This window comes from Variovorax sp. 01N425 (assembly GCF_056399465.1).
The window spans coordinates 542,872-561,938 of record NZ_JBFTRJ010000001.1 but is presented as its reverse complement, the minus strand read 5'-3'; the positions used below and the strand labels follow the sequence as shown (position 1 = coordinate 561,938).

Here is a 19,067-nt window from a genome sequence, read left to right as displayed (position 1 = left end):
ACAATCAACCAATTCATACTTTCCAATCTGGCATGAATCCATTGTCGATGGACCGCGGCGATCTCGAACTGGTGCTGGCCATCCGCGACCAGGGAAGCCTGGCGGGCGCCTCCGCCACGCTGGACGTGGTGCCCTCGGTCGTGACCAAGCGGCTCGGTGCGCTCGAGGCGCGGCTGGGCCAGCGGCTGTTCGAGCGCACCACGCGCCGCCTCAGCGTGACAGCCGAGGGCGAAGCGGTCTGCCTGCACGCGAGGGCGCTGCTCGAAGGCTTTGCGGCGCTCGAAAGCGAGCTCGGCGAGCGGCAGAACGAGCTGGTGGGCACCATCCGGCTGGCCGCCACTTTCGGCTTCGGCCGGCGCTGGCTCGGCCCTGCCCTGGCCAGCTTCCAGGCGCGCCATCCCGGGCTGCAGATCGAGTTGCTGCTGACCGAGCGGCTGCCCGACCTCGGCGCCGAAGGCTATGACGGCGCGCTCTGGCTCTGGGCCGTGCAGCAGCGCCGCGCGGCCGACTGGGTCACGCGCCGCATTGCGCGCAACCAGCGTGTGCTGGCCGCCTCTCCTTCATATATAGAGCGGCGCGGCCTGCCGGCCACCGTCGATGCGCTGGCGGCGCACGACTGCCTGGTCGCGCGCGAGAACGGCGAGGTCAACCAGCACCAGTTCGCGCTGTGGACCCTGCGCCATGCGCGCGACGGCAGCACGGCGCGCGTGCGCGTCCAGGGTCCGCTCACGAGCAATTCGGGCGAGATGGTGCGCGACTGGTGCCTGAGCGGCCACGGCATCATGCTGCGCAGCCTGTGGGACATCGCACCGCAACTGGCTTCCGGCGAACTGGTGCGGGTGCTGCCCCACTACGCCATGCCCGATGCCGACATCCACTGGATCGCGCCCTGGCGCCCCAAGACGCCGCGCCGCGTGCGGCTGCTGCTCGACCACCTGGCCGAACAGTTCCGCGGCGAGCCCTGGAAACCCGGCAAGGCCGGTTCGCCGCGCTGAAGAAAAAGCAAGGGCGGCTCAGCGATCGCTGCGCACCACCAGGCTCACGCCGGCGGCGGTAAGCCCGATGCCCAGCAAGGTCACCAGGGTGATCGGCTCGGCGAACAGCAGCCAGGCCATGACTGCCGTGCACGGCGGCACCAGATAGAGCAGGCTCGTGACGGCGGTGGCCGTGCCGCGCTGGATCAGCATGTAGAGCAGCGAGCTGCCGCCCAGCGACAGCACCAGCACCGACCAGGCCATGGCGCCGGTCGAATGCGCGTTCCATTCGATGCCTTGCGATTCCATGGCCGCAAAGGGCAGGCACACGATCAATGCGGCCGCCATCTGCACGGCGCTCGCGCTGCGCACGTCGCAGGGCGCGACGAAGCGCTTCTGGTACAGCGTGCCCGCCGTGATCGCAAGGAGCGCCATCACCGCAAGCGCCGTGGTCAACGCGCTGACCTCGCTGCCCTGGCCGAACTTGCGCGACACCACGAGCACCAGGCCCGCAAAGCCGAGCACCAGCCCGGCCCATTGGCGCTGCGAAATGCGCCCGCCGTTGAACGACAGCCAGACGGCGGTCAGCACCGGCTGGATGCCGACCAGCAATGCCACCAGCCCCGCACCCATGCCCGCATGCACCGCGGCCCAGACGCCGCCCAGGTAGCCTGCCTGCATCAGGACGCCGGTGACCGCCAGATGCCCCCACTGCGCGCGGTCCTTCGGCCAGGCGACCCGCGCAAGCCTGACCCAGAGGCAGAAGCACACGAGAGAAAGGGCAAAGCGCACAGCCAGGAACTTGAGCGGCGGCGCATAGGGCATGCCATAGCGCGCAACGATGAAGCCCGTGCTCCAGATCAGCACGAACACCGCCGGCATGGCGCGCAGCCAGCTTGCGCCGCGGGCCGCAGCCACGCTCATTTGGCGCGGGCCCGGATTTCGGGAATGGCCTTCTGCAGGTAATAGACCATCGACCAGATCGTGAGCACGGCCGAGATCCAGATCAGCCACTGGCCCCAGAGGCCGGTGTCGATGATCTTGAAGAGGCGTCCGTCATAGAGCAGGAACGGAATCGCGACCATCTGCACGGTGGTCTTGACCTTGCCGATCATGTGCACCGCCACGCTCTTGCTCGCGCCGATCTGAGCCATCCACTCGCGCAGCGCCGAGATCGCGATCTCGCGGCCGATGATGATCAGCGCCACGAACACGTCGGCGCGGTTCAGGTGCACCAGCACCAGCAGCGAGGCGCAGACCAGGAACTTGTCGGCCACCGGATCGAGGAAGGCGCCGAAGGCCGAGGTCTGGTTGAGCTTGCGCGCCAGGAAGCCGTCGAGCCAGTCGGTGGCCGCGAAGACGATGAACATGACCGTGGCGATCAGGTTGCGCATCGGCTCGGCCATCGGCAGGTAGAACACACCAACGATCAATGGAATCGCGACGATGCGCGTCCAGGTCATGATGGTCGGGAGGGTCCAGAACATGCGGGCGATTGTGTCATGCGCGAGAGGCTGAAGCTGAAGCCGGGGCAATCGGCCTCAATGCAGCGCGCGATAGATTTCCTCGGCCAGGTCGGTCGCAATGCCTTCGACCGATGCAATGTCCTCGACGCTGGCGGCCGCCACGCCGCGGATTCCGCCAAAGCGCTGCAGCAAGCGCGCCCGGCGCTTCGGCCCGATGCCCGGAATGTCCTCGAGCTGGCTGCCGCCCACGCGCACCTTCGCACGCTTGGCGCGCATGCCGGTGATGGCAAAGCGGTGTGCCTCGTCGCGGATCTGCGCCACCAGCATCAGCGCCGCGGAGTCCTTGCCCAGGTAGACCTTCTCGCGGCCATCGGCAAACACCAGTTCCTCGAGCCCGACCTTGCGCCCCTCGCCCTTCTCGACGCCGACGATGAGCGACAGCGGCAGGCCCAGTTCGCTGAACACCTCGCGCGCCATCGACACCTGGCCCTTGCCTCCGTCGACCAGCACCAGTTCCGGCATGCGCGCGGTCCGGGTCTTGGGCGGTGCGCCGCCGCCATCGCTCTCGGCGTCGCCCGGCGGCAGCGCTTCAGTCTCGGCCGCCATGGCCTCGGCCAGCTTGCCATAGCGGCGGTGCAGCACCTGGCGCATCGCGGCGTAGTCGTCGCCGGGCGTGATGCCCTCGATGTTGTAGCGGCGGTATTCGCGGTTTTGCATCGTGTGGTGCTCGAACACCACGCACGAGGCCTGCGTGGCCTCGCCCGCGGTGTGCGAGATGTCGAAGCATTCGATGCGGAAGTTGTCGAGATCGTCGGGCGCGAGCTCCAGCGCATCGGCCAGCGCACGGGTGCGCGCCTGCTGCGAACCTTCTTCCGCCAGCAGCCGGGCCAGTTGCAGGCCGGCGTTGGTCTCGGCCATCTCGAGCCAGTGGCGGCGCTGCTCGCGCGGCTGGAACACCGCCGTCACGCGCGCGCCGGCCTGCTGCGAGATCGCCTCGATCAGCTCGCGGCTCACCAGGTGGCTCAGCACCAGCGTGGCGGGCACGGGCACGTCGATGTAGTGCTGGGCAACGAAGGCCTCGAGCACCTGCACCTCGATCGGATCGGCCGCGGCGGGCGCTGCGCCCTCTTCCGCATCGAGCTCGCCATGATGGATCTGCGCGGCGTCTTCCACATGCACCGGGAAATAGGCGCGGTCGCCCAGGTGCCGGCCGCCGCGCACCATCGCCAGGTTGACGCAGGCCTTGCCGCCCTGCACCTTGACGGCAAGGATGTCGACGTCCTTGTCCGAGGCGATCTCGATCGACTGCTGGTGCAGCACGCGCGAGATCGCCGACATCTGGTTGCGCAGCTCGGCCGCCTGTTCGAATTCGAGCTTCTCGGCGTGCTCGGTCATGCGCGCCTCGAGCTTGGAGAGCACGAGCTGGGTGTCGCCCCTCAGGAAGGCCTCGGCGCTGGCCACGTCCTGCGCATAGGCCTCGGGCGTGATGTAGCCCACGCAGGGGCCGGTGCAGCGCTTGATCTGGTACAGCAGGCAGGGCCGTGTGCGGTTGGCGTACACCGTGTCTTCGCAGGTGCGCAGCCTGAACACCTTCTGCAGCAGCTGGATCGACTCCTTCACCGCCCAGGCGCTCGGGTAGGGCCCGAAGTAGCGGTGCTTCTTGTCGACCGCGCCGCGGTAGTAGGCCAGGCGCGGAAACTCGTGCGAGGCGATCTTCAGGTAGGGATAGCTCTTGTCGTCGCGGAACAGGATGTTGTAGCGCGGCTTGAGCGTCTTGATGAGATTGTTCTCGAGCAAGAGCGCCTCGGCCTCGGAGCGCACCACGGTGGTCTCCATGCGCACGATCTTGCTGATCATGTGGCCGATGCGCGTGCCGCCATGGCTCTTCTGGAAATAGTTGGCAACCCGCTTCTTGAGGTTGCGCGCCTTGCCCACGTAGAGCACCGCGCCGGCCGCGTCGAAATAGCGGTAGACGCCCGGCAGCTGCGGCAGGGCCGCGACTTCGCTGAGCAATTGATCGGAATGCACGTCTGACATGGCGGCTATTGTGGCGCGCACGCCAGGCCGCAGGGCCAGCCTGCGAGGAAACCCCGATCGGCCTGGAATGAATTGTGCTGATGATGACGCGCGCGAGGAGCGCCTGTGTCATTTCATCAAGACTACTCGGGGGAACTCTCATGAAGAAAAACATCCGGACGGGCGCCTGGCTGGCACTGTCCCCCATCGCGCTGGCCTTGACGGTGGCCGGCTGCGGCGGCGGCGGCAATGGCGCGCAGGACAACGCCGCCCTGGTCGCGGCGATCGCCGCCATCAACGCGGCCAACGCCAACCGGCCTGCCCCACCGCCGCCCGAAGCCGACAAGGGCTGCCTGATCGGCGACGGCGGCACGCCGGTCGTGGTGGGTTCCGGCGACCCGGGCGACCCGGCGGCACCCGAGCCCGCCTCGGGCTATGTCGTCGGCCACAAGCTGGTCTACGCGAAGAACTACATGGTGGTGGCCAACCATCCGCTCGCCACGCGCGCGGGCTGCGATGTCCTCAAGGCCGGCGGCAGCGCAGTCGATGCGGCAGTGGCGGTGCAGGCCGTGCTGGGCCTGGTCGAGCCGCAATCCAGCGGCCTGGGCGGCGGCGCGTTCATGCTTCACTACGACGCGGCAACCAGGAAGCTGCAGGCCTACGACGGGCGCGAAATGGCGCCGGCAGCGGCAACCGAGAACTACTTGCGCTGGATCGACGACGTGGCGGACCAGAACCCGCCCAAGCCCAGCGCCCGTGCGAGCGGCCGTTCCATCGGCACACCCGGCGCGGTGCGCATGCTCGACATTGCCTACAGGGACCATGGCAAGCTGCCCTGGAAAGACCTCTTCAGCTACGGCATCACGCTCGCCGCCGATGGCTTCCCGATCGGCGGGCGCATGGCCGCCGCCATCTCCGGCTCGGCCGCCAGCCTCAAGCGCGACGCCGAGGCCACGGCCTACTTCTTCAACGACGACGGCACGCCGAAGGCGCTGGGCACCAGGCTCAAGAATCCGGCCTATGCCAGGACCCTCGGCACCATTGCCACACAGGGCGCGGACGCGTTCTACACCGGCGCCATCGCGCAAGGCATCGTCGACAAGATCGGCATCACGGCGGCCGCCGACGGTTCGGCCATCACGCCCGGCAAGACGACCATGGCCGACATGGCCGGCTACGTGGCCAAACGCCGCGATCCGGTCTGCGGCGCCTACCGCGACTACTACGTGTGCAGCATGTCGCCGCCGTCCTCCGGCGGCATTGCGGTGGTGCAGTCGCTGGGCATCCTGGAGACCTTCAACCTGGGCCTGTACAAGCCCACCGCGATCGACCTCGAAGGCGGCAAGCCGACCGTGATGGGCGTGCACCTGGTGAGCGAGGCCGAGCGCCTGGCCTATGCCGACCGCGACAAATACGTGGCCGACACCGACTTCGTGCCGCTGCCCGGCGGCTCGGTCAACACCTTGATCAACAAGCCCTACCTGCAGAAGCGGGCCAGCCTGATCAGCCTGTCGGCGAGCATGGGAACGGCACTGCCGGGCGACCTTGGAAGCGTGCCCCTGGGCATCGACAAGACCGAGGAGCACGGCACGACGCACTTCACCGTGGTCGACAAGCAGGGCAACGTCGTCACGATGACCACCACCGTCGAGAGCACGCTCGGTTCGTTCCACATGACCCAGGGCTTCATGCTGAACAACCAGCTGACCGACTTCGCTTCCAACCCCGACGACACCAGCGTCACGCCGAGCGTGAAGGTGGCCAACCGCGTCGCCCCCGGCAAGCGCCCGCGCAGCACGATGGCGCCCACGATGGTGTTCAGGAAGAACAGCGACGGCAGCATGGGAGAGTTCGTGATGGGAACCGGATCGCCGGGCGGCGGCACGATCATCCAGTACGTGGTGAAGACGCTGGTCGGCGCGCTCGACTGGGGCCTCGATGCGCAGCAGGCCACCTCGCTGGTGGACTTCGGCGCCTCCAACAGCAAGACCACCAACGTGGGCGGCGAGCACCCGGCGATCGACACGTCGGACTCGGGCAACAACGACCCGCTGATCACCGGCCTGCGCGCGCTCGGCCACACGGTGGGCTTCGGGGCGCAGTCCAGCGGCATCAGCACCATCATGCGCACGACCGTGGGCGGCAAACCGGTGCTCACCGGCGGCGCCGATCCGCGGCGCGAAGGCATCGTGCTGGGAGACACCTTCACGCCCTGACCGGGAGGCCCGCCCTCTCCGCGGGGAGGGCGGCGCCTATCTGGCGAGCTCGCTCACCAGCCGGTACAGGAACTCGCGGCCGTCGTAGAGCCGCTGGATCTCGATGCGCTCGTCCAGCCCGTGGGCGCGCGCATCCGCGGGATCGAGGAACATGCCCGTCACGCCATACATCGGAATGCCGGCGTTGCGCATGAAGCGGCTGTCGGTGGCGCCGGTGCTCATCGCGGGCACCACCGGCACGCCGGGCCACATGGCCTGCGTCACCGATTCCACGGTCTTCACCAGGTCGCCGTTCAGCGGCGAGGCCGGGCTGCGCAAGGGCTTGCCGAGGTTGCGCACCACGATCTTGTCGTTGCCCACGGCCTGGGTCAGCAGGCGCTCGACTTCGTCCGGGTCGTCGTGCGGCAGGATGCGGCAGTTGACCGTGGCCTTGGCCGACTGCGGCAGCGCGTTCTCGGCATGGCCCGCCTGCACCATGGTCGCCACGCAGGTGGTGCGCAGCTGCGCGTTGTAGGCCGGATTGGCCGAGAGCCGCTCGATCACCGCGGGCTCGGGGTTGCCGCCGCCAACCGCGCGCATGTCGTCGGCCAGCTGGCCGGTGGCAAACGGCGCGCTGCGTGCGAAATAGGTCTTGGTGACCTCGCCCAGCTTGACCGGGAACGCGTAGCTGCCCAGGCGCTCGAGCCCCGCGGACAGTGCGTAGATCGGGTTGCTATTGGTCGGCACCGAGCTGTGGCCGCCGACGTCGCGCGCCTCGAGCATGTAGGTGGTGTACATCTTCTCGGCCACCTGCATGCGGTGCAGGTTGGGCTTGCCCCCGCGCAGTTCGCCGCCGCCGCCTTCGTTGATGCCGAACTCCGCCTGCAGCAGCTCGGGCTTGTTGTTGATGAGCCAGAAGGCGCCGTTGCTGAGCGCGTCGCCGCGCTCTTCGTCGGCCGTCAGCGCCAGGATGATGTCGCGGCTGGGCTTGAAGCCTTCCTGCTTGAGCTGCCCCAGCACCGACACCAGCGCCGAGGCCATGGCCTTGTCGTCGATCGAACCGCGCGCCGTGAAATAGCCGCCGGTTTCCTGCAGCTTGAACGGATCGGTCTTCCAGTCCTCGCGCCGGGCCTCGACCACGTCGATATGGGCCAGCAGCAGCAGCGGCTTCTTGCTGCCGTTACCCTTGAAGCGCAGCACCAGGTTGCCCTTCTTGGGGAAGGGCTCGAAGATCTGGATGTCGCCGGGCGCAAAGCCCGCTTCGACCAGCCGCTTTTCCATGGCGCGCGCCGCGAGCGTGTTGTCGCCCGCCGAATGGCTGGTGTTGATCTCGATCAGCTCCTTGTAGATGTCGTGAAAGCGCTGCTGCTGCGGTGTCAGCGACGGCGTCGTTTGCGCCGAGGCACCGGCCAGGCCGCCCAAGGCCAGGGAAAGCGCGAGCACGGTTCTCGCCATGCCGGGGTGAGCAAAGAAACCAAGGGAAAGTGGCGAACGGCGGCGGGTCGGCAGGCGCATGGTTTCTCTCTCCGGATGTTGTGATGCCGGCCAGCATACCAAGCAGGCACCACGGCCTCGCCCCGCCGAAGACAGGCACACTCGCGCCCATGCAATGGGACATTTTCTGCAGGGTCATCGACAACCACGGCGACCTCGGCGTGTGCTGGCGGCTGTCGAGCCAGCTGGCCGCCCTCGGCGAATGCGTGCGCCTGTGGATCGACGACGCCACGGCGCTGCACTGGATGGCGCCCACCGGCTGCGAGGGCGTGAGCGTGGTTGACTGGCTCGAGCCCGCCGCCGTCCGGCAAGCCGTGGCGGCCCCGCCGCCCGATGTGCTGGTCGAGGCCTTCGGCTGCGAGCCGGCGCCCGAACTGATCGCGCGCTTTGCCGAGCCGCAGGCCCAGGGCGGGCCGGGGCGGGCGTGGATCAATCTCGAGTACCTGTCGGCCGAGCCGTATGTCGAACGCCTGCACGGCCTGCCCTCGCCCGTGTTCAAGGGGCCCGGCACGGGATTGACGAAGCGCTTTTTCTATCCGGGCTTCACCCCCGCCACGGGGGGCCTGCTGCGGGAGCCCGGCCTGCTGGAGCGACGGGCGCGCTTCGACCGCGCGCAATGGCTCGCGGCGCAGCAAATTCCCTGGCGCGACGGCGAACGCCTGGTGTCGCTGTTCTGCTACGAGCCGCCGTCGCTGGCGACCCTGCTCGAGCAATTGGCAGTGGGTTCGCAGCCCACACGGCTCCTGGTCACCTCGGGCCGGGCCGCGCATGCGGTCAGGGCGTTCTTTGCCGACAGGAAACAGCCGGATCACGGGGTCTCGGGGCTCGGCGCGCTATCAATTTCATACCTGCCCTACCTCACGCAGGCCGATTTCGATCATCTTCTCTGGGCCTGCGACCTGAATTTCGTGCGCGGCGAGGATTCGCTCGTTCGGGGGCTGTGGGCCGGCGTCCCGCTGGTCTGGCAGATCTATCCGCAGGACGACGACGCGCACCACGTCAAGCTCGGCGCCTGGCTCGACTGGCTGGGCGCCCCGCCGTCGCTGCGGCAGTTCCACCATGCCTGGAACGGGTTCGACAGCAGCCCCCTGCCCGCTCTCGAAACACAGGGCCCATGGCGTGAAACCGTGCTGGCCGCCCGCCAAAAGCTCTGCGCACAAGAGGACTTGGTCACTCAATTGCGGCATCTGGTCGCCGGAAAAAGCTAAAATAGCGGGCTTTGCGGATTTCGGCCCGGATTTACACAGATCCGAGATGCTCTCCGCCAAACCTGCCGCGGGACATGTACCGCGGGGCCAATGAGGCCGGCAAGACACGCCGGCAAGACCTTGCAAACCACATTGCATACGTCGCCCGATGGCTCCGCGCACCGAGCGGCCAACATCCAGAGAACCTGATATGAAAATCGCTCAAGAAATCCGCGCCGGCAACGTCATCATGCACGGCAAGGACCCGATGGTCGTCCTCAAGACCGAATACAGCCGCGGCGGCCGCAACTCCGCCACCGTGCGCATGAAGCTCAAGAGCCTGATCGCCAACTTCAACACCGAAGTGGTCTTCAAGGCCGACGACAAGATCGACCAGATCGTGCTGGACAAGAAGGAGTGCACCTACTCCTACTTCGCCGACCCGATGTACGTCTGCATGGACACCGAGTACAACCAGTACGAAGTCGAAGCCGAGAACATGGGCGACGCCCTCAACTACCTCGAAGACGGCATGCCGGTCGAAGTGGTGTTCTACGACGGCAAGGCCATCTCGGTCGAACTGCCGACCAGCGTCGAGCGCGAAATCACCTGGACCGAGCCGGCCGTCAAGGGCGACACCTCGGGCAAGGTGCTCAAGCCCGCCAAGATCGCCACCGGCTTCGAAGTGCCGGTGCCGCTGTTCGTGTCGCAAGGCGACAAGATCGAAATCGACACCCGCACCGGCGAATACCGCAAGCGCGTCTAAGCCCGCACCCATGCTGGCTGGCCAGCACCCAACGACAAAGGCTCCGCAGGGAGCCTTTTTCCGTTGATGGGCTTACCCTTGCGCCCATGAACACGTCCGCCAGCGTCCGCACCGAGATCGATGGGCCGGTCAGCACCATCGTCATGAGCCGCCCGAAGCAGCGCAACGCCGTCGACCGGCCCATGGCCGACGCGCTGCGCGCCGCCTTCGAGCGCTTCGAAGCCGATCAAAGCCAGCGCGTTGCGGTGCTCTGGGGCGAGCACGGCACCTTCTGCGCCGGCGCCGACCTGGGCGCGGTCGGCGACCCCGCGCGCCGCAACGAACTCGACCCCGAGGGCGGCGGCACGGGCCCGATGGGCCCGACCCGCATGGCGCTTGCCAAGCCCCTGATCGCCGCCATCAGCGGCCATGCGGTGGCCGGCGGCCTGGAACTGGCGCTGCTGGCCGACCTGCGCGTGGCCGAGGAAGATGCCGTGCTCGGCGTGTTCTGCCGGCGCTGGGGCGTGCCGCTGATCGACGGCGGCACGGTGCGGCTGCCGCGCATCGTTGGCATGGGCCGCGCACTCGACCTGATCCTGACCGGACGGCCCGTGAGCGCCCCGGAAGCGCAGGCCATGGGCCTGGTCAACCGCGTGGTGCCGCTCGGCCAGGCCCGCCACGCGGCCGAAGCGCTCGCGCGCGAGATCGCGTCGTTCCCGCAGCAGTGCATGCTGGCGGACCGCCAATCCGCTCATGCCCAATGGAGCCTGCCGCTGGCCGATGCGCTAAGGCAGGAAGGCCGGCTCGGCGTGCCGATCGTCGCGGCCGAAGGCGCGGCCGGTGCCGAACGCTTCGTGCGCGGCGAGGGGCGCCACGGCACCTTCTGAGCCGCGGGGCGCCGCATCCGCGACGCTGCACAATGCTGCAAGTCTTCCTGTCCGATTTCTCCATGAACAACACGCACGACCTTCACGACAAGCGCCTCGCGGACGCCTGGGCCACCCTCAAGGCGCACGCCGAAAAGGGCCTCCCCCTCGATCCCGATCCTTCGCGCCTCGCCTTTGCCGATCCGGAATTCCTGCTGCGCCGCGAAACCCGCGGCATCCGCATGCAGCTCGAGCTGATGAAGCCCGACCTGGAGCAGCGCGCCCACGGCATCGAGAACACCGTGGTGGTGTTCGGCAGCGCGCGCTTTCGCAGCGAGGAAGAAGCAGCCGCGCTGGTCGCGCAGGCCGAAGCCGCCGGCGATGCGGTGGCGGCCGAGCGCTGGCGCCGCCTGGCGCGCAGCTCGCACTACTACGAGAAGGCCCGCGCCTTCGGCAAGCTGGTGGCGGAGTTCAGCAACGGCAAGGAGCCCGAGGACAAGCTCTTTGTCTGCACCGGCGGCGGCCCCGGCATCATGCAGGCGGCCAACCGCGGCGCGCACGAAGGCGGCGGCCTCTCGGTCGGCCTGGCCATCGCGCTGCCGATGGAAGAAGAAGCCAACCCCTACGTCACGCCGGCGCTGAGCTTCAAGTTCCACTACTTCGCGATCCGCAAGATGCATTTCATGATGCGTGCCAAGGCGCTGGTGGCGTTTCCGGGCGGCTTCGGCACGCTGGACGAGCTGTTCGAGGTGATCACGCTGGTGCAGACCCGCAAGTCGAAGCCGGTGCCGATCGTGCTGTTCGGCTCGGCCTACTGGAAGAAGCTGGTCGACTTTGACTTCCTGGTCGAGGAAGGCGTGATCTCGCCGGCCGACGTGAAGCTCTTCGAATACGTCGACGCGCCCGAAGATGCCTGGGATGCGATCAAGCGCTTCTACAAGCTGTAGTCCGGTTCCAGGCTCCGGCGGCATCGCCCCGCCTCCGCGGGGCAGCTAGACCTTCAAGCCCCAGGTCGCCCGCGCCCCCAGCACAACCACGCCGCCCACCACCCAGAAGACGCCCGCGATGCCGATCAGCGCGCCGATCGAGCCGAACAGCATCGGCATGGCCACGCTCGAGGCGTTGATGGTCATGAGGCGCAGGCCCAGCGCCTCGCCGTGCCGCGCATGCGGCGTGATCTGGTGCAGCATGCTCATCACCATCGGCTGCACCGCGCCGAGCGCAAAGCCCAGGATCACCGAGCACAGGCCCATGCTCCAGGCCGAATCGAGCAGCGGATAGACCGCGAACACCAGCGCCGTGACGAGGGTGGAGCTCAGGATCACGCTTCGCTCCGAAGCGCGCGAGGCCACCAGCGGCAGCACCACCCGGATGGCCGCCGCTGCAATGGCGAAGGCGCCGAGGATGGAACCGATCATCGACGCGCTGATGCCGCGGTCATGCCCCAGCACCGGCAGCACGAAGGCATGCACGTCCCAGCTCGACGATTGCAGCCAGTTCACGAACAGCAGGCGGCGGAACATCGGCTCGCGCAGCAGGTCCCAGGCGCGCGTGGGCGCGGCGCCGGCGGCGGGTGCCGCAGGCGGCGGTTCGTGCGCGCCGCGCGCCAGCAGCCAGCAGGCGATGGGGAAAGCCGCCATCACCGCAAAGCAGACCCGGAACGCCAGCATGTCCGCAGGGGCTCGCCCTGCATGGTCGATGAGCATGCCGGCGACGAAAGGGCCGATGAAATTGGCGACCGCGGGCGCTATCGCAAGCCAGCTGAACACGCGCTTGAGCTGCGTGGCGTTGGTCGCGGAGCGGCCCACGTGGCGCTGCAGCGCAATGACGGTCGCGCCGGTGGCGCCGCCGGTCAGCAGCGCCGCGATGCACATCATTGGAAAGGTCGGAAAGGCGAGCACGAGTGCTGCGCCGGCCGAAGCCGCAATGACCGACAGCCACAGCGGCCGCTTGAACCCGTACCGGTCGGCAAAGCGCCCCGCCGGCAGCGCCAGGAACACCTGCGTGAGCGCGAACAGCGCGATCAGCACGCCGACGGCCGCCGCGCTGTAGCCCAGTTGCAGCGCCAGCAGCGGGGTTGCGAGCCGCATGCCGGCCATGGTGGCGTGCAGGCAGACCTGGGCGCCGATCACGCGCAGCAGTTCGGAGCCTTTCACGGGGTGTCGTCGCCCTCGCTGTCTGCGGTGGGAGGCAGCAGCACCTGCGACTGGGCCTCGGGCAGCGCCTCGACCTTGCGCAGCGCCAGGCGCATCTGCTTGGCGCGCGTGTCGGCCTTGTCGAGCGTGTCGGAGGCCTTGGCCACCTGCTCCTTGATGCGCGAGACCCATTCGCCATAGCGCTCGAACTCGGTCTTGACCGCGCCCAGCACCTTCCAGACCTCGGAGGCCTGCTGCTCGAGCGCCAGCGTGCGAAAGCCCATGTGCAGGCTGTTGAGCATGGCAAGCAGGGTGGTGGGGCCGGCCAGCGTGACGCGGTGCTGGCGCTGGATGGCGTCCATCAGGCCCGGGCGGCGCAGCACCTCGGCATAGAGGCTTTCGACCGGCAGGAAAAGAATGGCGAAGTCGGTGGTGTGCGGCGCCGCCAGGTAGTTCTCGGCGATCGAGCGGGCCTCCACGCGGATGCGCGCCTCGAGCGCCTTGGCCGCGAGCTCGGCGCCGGGCGCGTCGGCGCGCTCGTGCGCATCGATCAGGCGCTCGTAGTCGTCGCGCGGAAACTTGGCGTCGATCGGCAGCCACACCGGGGCGCCGTCGTCGCCGCGGCCAGGGAAACGGATCGCGAAGTCCACGCGCTGGCCGCTGCGCGGCTTGGTCTCGATCTGCTTGGCGTACTGCTCGGGCGTGAGCACCTGCTCGAGCAGCGCCTCGAGCTGCACCTCGCCAAACACGCCGCGCGTCTTCACGTTGGTCAGCACGCGCTGCAGGCTGCCGACGCCGACGGCCAGCGTCTGCATCTCGCCCAGGCCCTTGTGCACCTGTTCGAGCCGGTCGGCCACCTGCTTGAAGCTCTCGCCCAGGCGGGCTTCGAGCGTGCTCTGCAGCTTCTCGTCGACGGTCTTGCGCATCTCGTCGAGCTTGGCGGTGTTGCTCTGCTGCAGCTGCGCGAGCTGCGCTTCCATGGTCGCCCGCACTTCCGACAGGCGGCGCGCATTGGATTCGCTCAGGCCCTGGAGCTGGGTGTTGAGCGTGTCGGCCAGCGTCTTCTGCAAGGAGGCGAGCTGCAGCGAGAAGGCATCGAGCTGGGCGTTCTGCGTGCGGGTGGCTTCGGCGCCCTGCTGCACCAGCGCCTGCTGGAAGGTGGCGAAGGCCTGCGCGGTTTCCTGCCGCGCGCCGCGCGAACTTTCGCCGATCTCGTGGCGCAGTTCGCGCTCGGTGCGTTCGTTGGCGGTGCCCATGGCGGACAGCACGGAGAGCAGTTCGCTGTGGTCGGGCGCCGGCTGGCGGCGAGCCAGCAGCCAGACCGCGAGCACCAGCTGGACCACCGCAAGGGCGGCCAGCAGAAGAAGAATCAGGGAAGTGTCCAAGGTGACGATGAGGGTCCGTGTTTATTTACTTGGCGGCGGGCGGAACGGGCGTGACGGGCGTCAGTGCGCCCTTGCCGCTGAACCAGGCAATGAGGTTGTCGGCCGCGAGATCGGCCATGGCGCGGCGCGTGGGCACGGTGGCGCTTGCGATGTGCGGCGTCAGCACCACGTTGGGCACGGTCAGCAGGTCGGGGTGGACCTTGGGTTCGCCCTCGAACACGTCGAGCCCCGCCGCGGCAATGCGCCTTTCGCGCAGCGCCACGGCCAGCGCCGCGTCGTCGACGATGCCGCCGCGCGCGATGTTCACCAGCGTGGCGGTCGGCTTCATCAGCGAGATCTCGGCCGCGCCGATGGTGTGGTGCGACGCCGGCGAGTACGGCACCACCAGCACCACGTGGTCCGCCGTCTTGAGCAGCTCTTCCTTGCTCAGGTAGCTGGCCTTGCATTCGGCCTCCAGCGCCGCATCGAGCCGCGAACGGTTGTGGTAGACCACCTTCATGCCGAAGCCGTGCGCGCCGCGCTTGGCAATGCCCTGGCCAATGCGGCCCATGCCGATGATGCCGAGCGTGGCGCCGTGGATGTCGGAGCCCGCGAACATGTCGAAGCTCCACTTCTGCCACTTGCCTGCGCGCAGGAAGTGTTCGCTCTCGGTGATGCGGCGGGCCGTGGCCATGAGCAGCGCAAAGCCGAAGTCGGCCGTGGTCTCGGTGAGCACGTCGGGTGCATTGGTGCCGAGCACGCCGTGCGCGGCCATGGCGTCGACGTCGAAGTTGTTGTAGCCCACCGCCATGTTGGCGCAGATCTTCAGGTCGGGGCAGGCGTCGAGCAGCGCGGCGTCGATGCGCTCGCTGCCGGTGGTGAAGGCGCCCTGCTTGCCTTGCAGCCTGGCGATCAGCTGCTCCTTGCTCCAGCTTTCGTCGGCCTGGTTCGACTCGACTTCGAAATGCTGCGAGAGGCGCTCGATGGTCTCGGGAAAGATCGCGCGTGCGACCAGGATCTTGGGCTTGCTCATGATGTCTGCTCTCAACGGAAGAAGATGAAGGTGGAAAGGACGAACAGCGGAATCAGCACGACCACGGACCAGCCCATGTACCCGAAGAAGCTCGGCATGCGCACGCCGCGGCTTTCGGCAATGGCCTTGACCATGAGGTTGGGCGCGTTGCCGATGTAGCTGTTGGCACCCATGAACACGGAGCCGGCCGAAACTGCGGCCAGCGTGGTAGCGTAGGTGGTCATGAGCGTGGCCGGATCGCCGCCTGCGGTGTTGAAGAACACGAGGTAGGTCGGCGCGTTGTCCAGGAACGAGCTCAGGATGCCGGAGGCCCAGAAATACATGGCCGGATCGGGCTGGCCGTCGGGCCTCGTCACCGCCGCGATCACGGGCGCGAACGCCCCGTGCGCGCCGGCCTTGAGCATCGCGATCACCGGGATGATGGTCAGGAAGATGCCCGCGAACAGCTTGGCCACCTCGGCCATCGGACCCCATTCGAACTGGTTGTCGGCATGCACCTTGGCCGCGGTGGTCTTGAACGAGACGAGCGTGATGGCAATGAGCCCGATGTCGCGCACCAGCCCCGGCAGCCCGACGTGCGTGCCGAACACCTCGAAGCCGACGGGCGATTTCCAGACGCCGGAAAGCAGCACGAAGAAGACGATTCCGCCCAGCAGCCAGAAGTTGGCGGCGCCGTCGAAGCCGACGCGCCGGGTGTCCGGCGTCGGGTCGAACGGCAGCACGCCTTCCTTGCGGTAGAGGTGGCGGTCGATGACGTAGAACAGCGCCAGCAGCATGCCGACGAGGAACAGCGTGTTGGGCAGGATGTTGCGCGCCGTCCAGAAGAAATCGACGCCTTTCAGGAAGCCGAGGAACAGCGGCGGGTCGCCGAGCGGCGTGAGCGAGCCGCCCGCATTCGAGACGATGAAGATGAAGAACACCACCACGTGCGCCTTGCTCACGCGGTTGTCGTTGGCGCGGATCAACGGGCGAATCAAGAGCATCGACGCGCCCGTGGTTCCCATGAGGCTCGCGAGCACTGCGCCAATCGCAAGGATGGCCGTGTTGAGGCCGGGCGCGCCATGCAGGTTGCCGCGGATGTGGATGCCGCCCGCCACCGTGAACAGCGCCGTGAGCAGGATGATGAAGGGGATGTATTCCTCCACCAGCGCGTGCACGAACTGGGAGCCGGCCAGCGGCGCGCCATGGATCGCGGCAAAGGGAAGCAGGAACGCCAGCGCCCAGGCGGCGGAGATCTTGCCGTAGTGGTGGTGCCAGACCGACGGGGCCAGCAGCGGCATCAGCGCAATCGACAGCAGGATGCCCGCGAACGGAACACCCCAGAGCGCCGACAGCTTGCTGCCGTCGAGCTCGGCCGCCATGGCCAGCGCGGGGAACATCATCGGCAGCGCTGCGGCTGCCGCAAGGCGGATTGTTTTTTTCATCGGGGCCGTACCGTACCAGACGCGCGTCAGGCCGGCGGCTGCTCGATCTCGAACACCTGGCGCAGGTAGGCCAGGTATTTTTCGTCCTCGCACATGTTCTTGGAAGGCGTGTCCGACAGCTTGGCCACCGGCTGGCCGTTGCAGTTGATCATCTTGATGACGATCTGCAGCGGCTCGTAGCCGAGGTCGTTGGTGAGGTTGGTGCCGATGCCGAACGCCAGCTGGCAGCGGCCGCGGAACTGCTGGTAGAGCTCGACGGTGCGCGGCACCGTGAGGCTGTCGCTGAAGATCAGCGTCTTGGTGCGCGGATCGACCCGGTTGGCGATGTAGTGCGCCAGCATGCGCTCGCCCCACTGGAACGGATCGCCGCTGTCATGGCGCGCACCGTCGAACAGCTTGCAGAAGTACAGGTCGAAGTCGCGCAGGAAGGCGCTCATGCCGTAGACGTCGGACAGCGCAATGCCCAGGTCGCCGCGGTATTCGCGGGCCCAGCTCTCGAAGCCGAAGATCTGGCTGTCGCGCAGCCGCGGGCCGAGCCCCTGGCAGGCCTGAAGGTATTCGTGCGCCATGGTGCCGAGCGGAATCAGGCCGAGCTTCATCGCATAGAGCACGTTGCTGGTGCCCGCGAGCTGGGGCAGCCGCGCACCGGGCTCGGCCTGCGCCGGCGGCGAGGTGACGGCACCGAGCCTGGCGGTCAGCGTGCGCAGCACCTCTTCATGCCAGTCCTTGGAAAAGCGGCGGCGCGTACCGTAGTCGGCAATCTTGAGGTCCGACAGGCCGGCATCCTGCAGCTGCCCGATCTTGGTCTCCAGGCGCCGCCGGCCTTCCTCGAGGTCGGGCTTCTTCTGCGTGTTGCGGAAGTAGACCTCGTTCACGATGGCCAGCACCGGAATCTCGAACAGGATGGTGTGCAGCCACGGCCCCTTGATGCGGATCTCGAGCTCGCCCGAGGGCTGGGGCGTGATGGAGATGTACTTTTCGTTGAGCCGGAACAGGCCCAGGAAGTCGACGAAGTCGCTCTTGATGAAGCGCATCGAGCGCAGGTAGGCCAGCTCGGCGTCCCGGAACTGCAGCGAGCAGAGGCTTCGCACCTCTTCGCGGATCTGCCCCGCGAACTGCGCCAGGTCGATGCCGGGATTGCGGCACTTGAACCGGTACTCGACCTGGGCGCCCGGGAAGTGATGCAGCACGACCTGCATCATGGTGAACTTGTAGAGGTCGGTGTCGAGCAGGCTGTGAATGATCATGGTGCGGCGCGCGTTGTCCCGAGCTTTTCGGCGTGCGTTCGATTATCACGGGCGCCGTCGGCTTGTGCCTACGGCGCCAGCACTGGGCGTCCTACCGCCAGGGTGAATGGCCCCCGCGACAGTGCGTTCACGGCAGCCGGGGAGCTCGCCGAATCCATCTTTTCAAGGAGATTCGCATGAACAAGGACACCATTGCAGGCAACTGGAAACAGCTCAAGGGCAAGGTCAAGGAGCAATGGGGCAAGTTGACCGACGATGACTTCGACGTGATCGCCGGCAAGCGCGACCAGCTGCTGGGCCGCATCCAGGAACGCCACGGCATCAGCCGCGACGAGGCCGAAAAACAGGTCCGGGACTGGGAAACGCGCGACGGCCGCACGCCGGAAGCGCTCTGGTACGAGAAGTACTGAGCTCCCGATTCCTCTCTGAACAGCAAAGGAAGAACACCATGAAAAAGCACCTGCTCATGCTCGCTCTTGCATCCACCTGCTTCATGGCCACCCAGGCGGGCGCCATGACCAAGGACGAATACAAGGCGGCCAAGGAAAAGATCGAGGCCGACTACAAGTCCGCCAAGGCCCAGTGCGACGCGATGAAGGACAACGCGAAGGACGTCTGCCAGAAGGAAGCCAAGGGCACGGAAGACGTGGCGAAGGCCGAACTCGAACAGCAGTACAAGCCGAGCGACGCCCATGCCCGCAAGGTGGCCGAGGAGAAGGTCAAGGCCACGTACGAAGTCGCCAAGGAAAAATGCGACGACCAGTCCGGCGATGCCAAGGCTGCCTGCGTGAAGCAGGCCAAGGCCGACGAGGCCCAGGGCAAGGCCGAGATCAAGGCCATGAAGAAGACGAAGACGGCCATGTAGGCGCGGATCCCTCCGCACGGCAAAAAAAGCGCCCTCCTCGGGCGCTTTTTTTGTGA

General features: G+C 67.5%; 17 protein-coding genes. 8 read left to right on the top strand and 9 right to left on the bottom strand.

The annotated features are described in order from the left end of the window. The first annotated feature begins 32 nt into the window (after positions 1-32). Positions 33-995, top strand: a complete 963-nt coding sequence (locus AC1DSC_RS02705) for a LysR substrate-binding domain-containing protein (RefSeq protein WP_020610554.1) — start codon at positions 33-35, stop codon at positions 993-995. Positions 996-1,013: 18 nt separating this feature from the next. Here the strand turns inward: AC1DSC_RS02705 and AC1DSC_RS02700 are convergent, their stop codons facing one another. Genes AC1DSC_RS02700 through uvrC form a run of 3 tightly spaced genes read right to left on the bottom strand, consistent with a single transcriptional unit; the run spans position 1,014 to position 4,477 of the window. Next, positions 1,014-1,898 (bottom strand): DMT family transporter, encoded by an 885-nt coding sequence (locus tag AC1DSC_RS02700; protein WP_062362336.1) that lies wholly within the window; start codon positions 1,896-1,898, stop codon positions 1,014-1,016. Further along, on the bottom strand, positions 1,895-2,461 hold the full coding sequence (pgsA, locus tag AC1DSC_RS02695; RefSeq protein ID WP_012746926.1) for a CDP-diacylglycerol--glycerol-3-phosphate 3-phosphatidyltransferase: 567 nt from the start codon (positions 2,459-2,461) through the stop codon (positions 1,895-1,897). The genes AC1DSC_RS02700 and pgsA overlap by 4 nt, the downstream gene beginning before the upstream one ends. 54 nt (positions 2,462-2,515) lie before the next feature. Continuing rightward, positions 2,516-4,477: an excinuclease ABC subunit UvrC gene (gene uvrC / locus AC1DSC_RS02690; RefSeq protein WP_028256156.1), complete on the bottom strand. Its 1,962-nt coding sequence runs from the start codon at positions 4,475-4,477 to the stop codon at positions 2,516-2,518. A 140-nt stretch (positions 4,478-4,617) separates the two neighbouring features. Between uvrC and AC1DSC_RS02685 the strand changes: the two genes are divergently transcribed. Beyond that, positions 4,618-6,672 (top strand): gamma-glutamyltransferase family protein, encoded by a 2,055-nt coding sequence (locus AC1DSC_RS02685; RefSeq protein ID WP_062362338.1) that lies wholly within the window; start codon positions 4,618-4,620, stop codon positions 6,670-6,672. A 36-nt stretch (positions 6,673-6,708) separates the two neighbouring features. On the opposite strand, the gene AC1DSC_RS02680 is transcribed toward AC1DSC_RS02685, so the two are convergent. Next, positions 6,709-8,106 (bottom strand): M20/M25/M40 family metallo-hydrolase, encoded by a 1,398-nt coding sequence (locus AC1DSC_RS02680; RefSeq protein ID WP_374987715.1) that lies wholly within the window; start codon positions 8,104-8,106, stop codon positions 6,709-6,711. A gap of 83 nt (positions 8,107-8,189) precedes the next feature. Between AC1DSC_RS02680 and earP the strand changes: the two genes are divergently transcribed. From earP to AC1DSC_RS02660, 4 genes are all read left to right on the top strand, one after another. Then, complete coding sequence (earP, locus tag AC1DSC_RS02675) at positions 8,190-9,353, top strand: elongation factor P maturation arginine rhamnosyltransferase EarP (RefSeq protein WP_028256158.1); 1,164 nt, start codon at positions 8,190-8,192, stop codon at positions 9,351-9,353. A gap of 190 nt (positions 9,354-9,543) precedes the next feature. Next, the gene (gene efp, locus AC1DSC_RS02670; protein ID WP_012746921.1) at positions 9,544-10,098 is read left to right on the top strand and encodes an elongation factor P; all 555 of its coding nucleotides are present in this window, start codon (positions 9,544-9,546) and stop codon (positions 10,096-10,098) included. A gap of 86 nt (positions 10,099-10,184) precedes the next feature. Continuing rightward, on the top strand, positions 10,185-10,964 hold the full coding sequence (locus tag AC1DSC_RS02665; RefSeq protein WP_369664336.1) for a crotonase/enoyl-CoA hydratase family protein: 780 nt from the start codon (positions 10,185-10,187) through the stop codon (positions 10,962-10,964). A 62-nt stretch (positions 10,965-11,026) separates the two neighbouring features. Next, positions 11,027-11,890: an LOG family protein gene (locus AC1DSC_RS02660; protein WP_026283814.1), complete on the top strand. Its 864-nt coding sequence runs from the start codon at positions 11,027-11,029 to the stop codon at positions 11,888-11,890. A gap of 45 nt (positions 11,891-11,935) precedes the next feature. Here the strand turns inward: AC1DSC_RS02660 and AC1DSC_RS02655 are convergent, their stop codons facing one another. Genes AC1DSC_RS02655 through pncB form a run of 5 tightly spaced genes read right to left on the bottom strand, consistent with a single transcriptional unit; the run spans position 11,936 to position 18,146 of the window. Continuing rightward, complete coding sequence (locus AC1DSC_RS02655) at positions 11,936-13,099, bottom strand: MFS transporter (RefSeq protein ID WP_028256160.1); 1,164 nt, start codon at positions 13,097-13,099, stop codon at positions 11,936-11,938. Then, the gene (locus AC1DSC_RS02650; RefSeq protein ID WP_028256161.1) at positions 13,096-14,463 is read right to left on the bottom strand and encodes a DNA recombination protein RmuC; all 1,368 of its coding nucleotides are present in this window, start codon (positions 14,461-14,463) and stop codon (positions 13,096-13,098) included. The genes AC1DSC_RS02655 and AC1DSC_RS02650 overlap by 4 nt, the downstream gene beginning before the upstream one ends. A 25-nt stretch (positions 14,464-14,488) precedes the next feature. Beyond that, the gene (locus AC1DSC_RS02645; RefSeq protein ID WP_062362341.1) at positions 14,489-15,475 is read right to left on the bottom strand and encodes a 2-hydroxyacid dehydrogenase; all 987 of its coding nucleotides are present in this window, start codon (positions 15,473-15,475) and stop codon (positions 14,489-14,491) included. Between the two features lie 11 nt (positions 15,476-15,486). Beyond that, a complete protein-coding gene (locus AC1DSC_RS02640; RefSeq protein WP_018903025.1) occupies positions 15,487-16,899 on the bottom strand; it encodes a sodium:proton antiporter in 1,413 nt (470 codons plus the stop codon). 26 nt (positions 16,900-16,925) lie between these two features. Further along, on the bottom strand, positions 16,926-18,146 hold the full coding sequence (gene pncB, locus AC1DSC_RS02635; protein WP_012746914.1) for a nicotinate phosphoribosyltransferase: 1,221 nt from the start codon (positions 18,144-18,146) through the stop codon (positions 16,926-16,928). Between the two features lie 176 nt (positions 18,147-18,322). Here pncB and AC1DSC_RS02630 point away from each other — a divergent pair, with 176 nt between their 5' ends. Together AC1DSC_RS02630 and AC1DSC_RS02625 are read left to right on the top strand one after the other, a co-directional pair. Then, positions 18,323-18,556 (top strand): CsbD family protein, encoded by a 234-nt coding sequence (locus tag AC1DSC_RS02630; RefSeq protein WP_012746913.1) that lies wholly within the window; start codon positions 18,323-18,325, stop codon positions 18,554-18,556. 38 nt (positions 18,557-18,594) lie between these two features. Then, a complete protein-coding gene (locus AC1DSC_RS02625; protein WP_012746912.1) occupies positions 18,595-19,011 on the top strand; it encodes a hypothetical protein in 417 nt (138 codons plus the stop codon). Positions 19,012-19,067 lie beyond the last annotated feature (56 nt).